Origin of the sequence: Bradyrhizobium sp., from assembly GCF_049581145.1 — a bacterium.
Lineage (GTDB): Bacteria > Pseudomonadota > Alphaproteobacteria > Rhizobiales > Xanthobacteraceae > Bradyrhizobium.
Genome location: NZ_JBAURI010000592.1, coordinates 1 through 4,399, shown reverse-complemented (window position 1 = coordinate 4,399; position 4,399 = coordinate 1). Strand labels below are relative to the sequence as shown.

The 4,399-nt window shown below is 59.1% G+C and carries 4 protein-coding genes; all 4 read left to right on the top strand.

What is annotated here, in order from left to right:
- The coding region (locus WCB02_RS19565) for an ATP-binding cassette domain-containing protein (protein WP_423960566.1) at positions 1-789 on the top strand (789 nt) is incomplete at its 5' end.
- A complete protein-coding gene (locus WCB02_RS19560; RefSeq protein ID WP_423960564.1) occupies positions 776-2,224 on the top strand; it encodes an HlyD family type I secretion periplasmic adaptor subunit in 1,449 nt (482 codons plus the stop codon). The genes WCB02_RS19565 and WCB02_RS19560, both read left to right, overlap by 14 nt.
- A gap of 252 nt (positions 2,225-2,476) precedes the next feature.
- Complete coding sequence (locus tag WCB02_RS19555; RefSeq protein ID WP_423960562.1) at positions 2,477-3,652, top strand: TIGR03032 family protein; 1,176 nt, start codon at positions 2,477-2,479, stop codon at positions 3,650-3,652.
- 55 nt (positions 3,653-3,707) lie between these two features.
- A complete protein-coding gene (locus WCB02_RS19550; protein ID WP_423960560.1) occupies positions 3,708-4,013 on the top strand; it encodes a hypothetical protein in 306 nt (101 codons plus the stop codon).
- Positions 4,014-4,399 lie beyond the last annotated feature (386 nt).

Sequence of the window (4,399 nt, the reverse complement as noted above, 5' to 3'; positions counted from 1 at the left end):
CCTGAGCCGGCCTACAACCCGGCACGGGCCGCCCTGCCGCGGATTCGCGGCGATATTTTTGTCGAACACGTTAGTTTTCGTTACCGGCTCGATGGGCCCGAAGTTCTGCAGAACATCAGCATTCAGGTCCCTGCGGGGCAGGTCGTTGGGATTGTTGGCTCATCCGGCTCCGGCAAGTCAACGCTGACGAAGCTGGTTCAGCGGCTTTATGTGCCCGAGCGGGGTCGTGTGATGATCGACGGTGTCGATCTCGCTGTCGCTGACGTCGCCTGGCTTCGCAGGCAAGTCGGCTCGGTGTTGCAGGAAAATGTCCTCTTCAACCGCTCGATCCGTGACAACATCGCCCTCGCTGACCCCGGGATGGCGATGGAGCGTGTGATCGCCGCGGCCGAACTCGCCGGCGCTCACGAGTTCATCGTCGAACTCCCGCAGGGTTACAACACGATCGTTGGCGAGAGGGGAGCGAGCCTGTCGGGTGGCCAGCGCCAGCGCATCGCAATCGCCCGCGCGCTCGTGACAGACCCCCGTATCTTGATCTTCGACGAGGCGACCAGCGCGCTTGATTACGAAAGCGAGCGAATCATTCAAAGGAATATGCGCCGGATTTCCAAAGGGCGCACCGTGCTGGTGATCGCTCACCGGCTGTCGGCGGTTCGCCACGCGGATCGGATCATCACCATCGAGCGGGGGCGCCTCGTCGAGGATGGAACCCACGACGAGTTGATCCGAAAGAGTGGACGTTACGCGGATCTGCACCGGATGCAGGCTGGCATTCATGAAGTCGTCTAGGCGAAACGACAACGTCGTGCCGTTGCGTCCGGATGGCGTTTCCCGGCGCTCGCAGCTCGAATTTTTGCCGGCGGCACTGGAGATTATGGAAACGCCCGCCTCGCCCGTCGGTCGCGCGATCGCTGCCACCATCATCCTCTTTCTCGTCATCGCCGTCTGCTGGTCTATTGTCGGGCACATTGACATCGTCGCCGTGGCATCCGGCAAGGTGGTACCGACCGGTCGCACGAAGACGGTTCAGCCGCTCGAGACCGGTATCGTCACCGCGATCCTCGTTCAAGATGGCGACCATGTCAGGGCCGGCCAGGTGGTCATGCGGCTCGACCAGACGATTGCCACCGCCGAGCGCAATCATGTGGGTCACGATCTCCTGGTCTCAAAGCTCGACGTTGCGAGGCTGTCGGCCTTGCGCGCCGGATTGGAAACAGGCTCCGATCCAGACGCCCATTTTGCGCCACCGGAGGAAGCGCCGCCTGAACAGGTCGCGCGAACGCGCGCCGCGATGATCGAGCAGGCGTCGGCCCAGGAGAACAAGGTGGCGGGGGTCGACCAGCAAATCGCAGAAAAGATGGCCGAAGCCGAGGAGATTGCTGCGACAATAGACAAGCTTCAGGCGTCCCTGCCTTTCCTGGAGGAGGAAGCTGACGTCCGGCGCAAGGCGATGGAGATCGAATTCGGCAACAAAATCGCTCACCTCGATGCACAAATTCGCCTTGCCGATCAAAGAAATGAGCTGACCGTGCAGCAGCGAAAGGCAGTGGAAAATACGGCCGCGCGGAAGGCCCTCGAGCGGCAGCGCGAGCAGGCCAGGTCGGAGTACGCCGACAAGATCCTGAGCGATCTCGCCGACGCCGAGCAGAAGGTGGCCGGGTTGACCGAAGACGCGGTCAAGGCCGACCAGAAGCTCGAGCAGCAACTCCTTCGCGCTCCGGTCGAAGGAACGGTTCAGCAACTCGCGGTTCATTCCATCGGAGGAGTGGTCACCCCGGCGCAACAGGTGATGATGATCGTGCCCGCGGATAGTCATTTGGAGGTCGAAGCGATGGTGCCCAATCGCGACATCGGATTTGTCAGCGCCGATCAGGAGGCCGAGATCAAGGTCGATACCTTCAATTTCACCAGGTACGGCCTGCTGCACGGCAAGGTCCTCAACGTCTCGCATGACGCGATCGTCCGGGACAAGCCGCAGGACAAGACCAATCCCACGAAATCCCAGACGGCGCTGACCGATACCAGCGAACCGCAGGGGAAGGAGTTCGTCTATGAGGCGGATATCTCTCTCGACCAGACCCAGATGGAGGTCGAGGGGAGAATGGTCGATCTGACGCCGGGCATGGCGGTCACGGTCGAAATCAAGACCGGTTCGCGTCGCGTGATCCAATATCTGCTCTCGCCCTTGCTGCGCTACAAGCAGGAGAGCCTTCGGGAGCGATGAAGAGAAAGTTGATTTGTAAAATGAAGACTGACTCGAGGGTGGCATGCAGGCTTGATGAGTCCGGCGGCGCATTTCGGCTCGATCACCGCTTCGGGCGGAAAAACGCCGATTGGCGCGGTCGTTCTGTTGGAAGCGCTTGGGTTATCCAGGACCTATGCATCAGAAGCAACCGGATGGCGCTTGCCAACCGTCTCGATTTCATTCAACTATAGATAGAGACATGAATTCGCGTGCGGCGCGGCGGGGAATAGCGTGCAGTTCGTAGGCACAAGAGGCGACGCTGCAGAGCGCCAGAACAGCGCGACTTCGCGATCCTCACCCGGACCGGACGAGCCAAAGCGCTCGTTCAATGTACAGACCGAATTCTCCAGGGGCTTTGGCGACTGGCTCATCGACCAGCAGGTCGCACTGGTCTGTTCGACCTACCTCACCGGCTACCTGTTGTTCATCGGCGTGCGCGCCGACGGCATGCCGGTTCCCTCGGCGGCCAGCTTTTCCCACGCGATGGGTCTGGTGGCGGATTCGCAGCGCATCTATCTCGGCACAAAGAACGAGATCTGGCGGCTCGAAAATATCCTGAGACCGGACGAACTGGCGAATGAGATGTTCGACCGGTTTTATGCGCCGCGGACCGCGCAAATAACGGGCGATATCAACATCCACGAAATGGGCGTCGATGCGAGTGGGGATTTGCTGTTCATCAACACCCGCCATTCGTGTCTCGCGACCATCAGCGCCACGCATGCGTTCAAGCCGCTGTGGAAGCCGAAATTCATCTCGAGGCTCGCTCCGGAAGATCGCTGTCATCTCAATGGTCTCGCGATGGAAAACGGCCGCGCGCGCTACGTGACGGCGTGTTCGACCGGCGACGTGCTTGAGAGTTGGCGCGGCGGACGGCGCGACGCTGGCGTCGTGATCGACCTTGAGACGGATGCCGTGGTCGCCGATGGGTTCTCCATGCCGCACTCGCCGCGGATTTGGGGCGATTCGGTTTATCTGCTCGAATCCGGGCGGGGCTATCTCGTTAGGATTGACCGCCATAGCGGCAAACGAGAAGATGTGACGTTCTGCCCGGGCTTCGCCCGCGGCATGGTGTTTGTATCGCATTATGCGGTTGTCACCGTTTCGCTCTCGCGGCACGCCAATTTCGGCGGGTTGCCGATCGACGCGACGATGAAGGCTAACGGCGCCGCGCCGCGTTGCGGTCTGTTGGTCATCGACCTTCGCAGTGGCAACATCGTGCAGTGGTTTCGCTTCAGAGGTGATGTGACGGAATTGTTCGACGTCGGTGTTATCTCAAACATCCGATGCCCGCGCGGCATCGGTCCGAACGCACCGGGTCTGGAAGAAGCGATGCGCGGGGAGGAGTTAGCGACGTCGCGCGAAACAACCCCACCTTTGTTCACGAGATCGACCGGCGATGAATGATGAGCAGGTGTTGGCCGCAGACGCGAATTTGAAGCGACAAGGGTAGGGATATTGAATGTCAAATCTGCAAGTCAATTTTGGCAATCAAAAAAAGTCGACTGCTGACGAAATGCAATCGCTCAGCGCCGAAGAAGTCACGCAGTTGCTGTTAGGCGCATCGCTTTCAGCGACAAGGCCGCTCATTGGTCTCATGAAGTTTCTAATCAACGAGCGAATTGTGGAGGGCGACAAGCTCAAGTCATTCCTGGCCCCGATGCTTGTCACGGATGGTTTCCCGCCGGCGACCAAGGCGATGTTGGATCCGATCTGGAAATCGTTGCTCCTTCAGCTCGAAGACTTCAAGGGAAGGCCGCCTGTGTAAAGTGAAGCACGTCAATATGAGCGACAATGAAAATGAGATGGTCAGGTTTCGCATGAAACCGAACCCCTTCTTCTACGCACTTGAGTTCACAAGACACACATTGCTTGTGGCGGCTGCAGTTGGACTATTCATTGGTGTCCCAGCAATTTGCTCCTGGAAGGCGGTTGTCGTTCTCCTCATAGCGTACGGCATCCTCGGCCTCGTGAGGAGTTGCTGCGGTGAAAGTGTAAGTGTCGTCTATGTCCAGAGAAGAACTAAATAAGAGTTTTAGTGATCTAAGATCGGCCGTTAGATGGTGATCGGCTTCGAAAAACAGGGAAAGTCGCGGATGGTCGAGTCAGAGCGTGCGGCAGAGAAATTGTTAAGCGAAGTGAACGATCGGAAGG

Coding starts and splice junctions, on each gene's coding strand:
- WCB02_RS19560 (WP_423960564.1), top strand. CDS start 776: ATGAAGTCGTCTAGGCGAAACGACAACGTCGTGCCGTTGCGTCCGGAT.
- WCB02_RS19550 (WP_423960560.1), top strand. CDS start 3,708: ATGTCAAATCTGCAAGTCAATTTTGGCAATCAAAAAAAGTCGACTGCT.